This is a genomic window from Brevibacillus sp. FW301-21C12A, assembly GCF_058788915.1.
Genome location: NZ_JBYTBG010000117.1, coordinates 1 through 790 on the forward strand (window position 1 = coordinate 1; position 790 = coordinate 790).

General features: G+C 48.0%; 1 protein-coding gene. It reads right to left on the reverse strand.

Annotated elements, in window-relative coordinates; translation table 11 throughout:
- Positions 1 to 163: 163 nt before the first annotated feature.
- Positions 164 to 790: IS256 family transposase (locus AC3WQH_RS25500; RefSeq protein WP_492332331.1), on the reverse strand; the 627-nt coding region annotated here is incomplete at its 5' end.

A 790-nucleotide genomic window follows, 5' to 3' on the forward strand; every position in this document is an offset into this window, starting at 1 on the left:
GAGTCTGTCAAGATTTTTGTGTAAACGTGAAAACGATGCTTCATATGTCGGGCTTGACATGGAGCCACTGGCGGGCATGAGTTCTTGCGATTGGGCGATGGAGAAGTTCACACCATCGCAAGGCAAAGTAGCCTATCATGCCCGCCCCTCCATGTAAAGCCCTTCATCGAATCTGTACCCGTTCTGGGAAATGTACAGTCAACTGGAGAAGGATTTGCCCCCAATTTTGGACCCGCCCTGTCCACTTCCGAATGACATCCATCGTCGCCAAATATAGCATTTTGAGTAGCGATTCATCCGTCGGAAAGATACTTTTTCCCTTTGTCACCTTCCGGAGTTGTCGATGGTAGCTTTCGATCATATTCGTTGTATAGATGAGCTTGCGCAACTCAGGGGAGTACTTGAAAAAGGTCGCCAGTTCATCCCAGTTACTCCGCCACGACCGGACAATCAGGGGATACTGTTTTCCCCAGGTCTCCTCAAATTGATCCAATTCCAGGAGAGCCGCCTCTTCCGTTGGGGCCGTATAGATCGGACGCAAGGCCGTAGTAATCTTCTTCAAATCCTTGTACGACACATATTTGATGGAATTGCGGATCTGGTGGATGATACATTTTTGAACCTCCGTTTGCGGATAGCTGGCTGCAATGGCTTCGCTGAAGCCTTTTAAATTGTCTACACAGATAATCAAAATGTCCTGAACGCCACGATTTTTCAGATCCGTCAACACATGTAGCCAGAACTTGGCTGACTCGTTTTCTCCGATCCAGATGCCAAGAACGTCCTTATA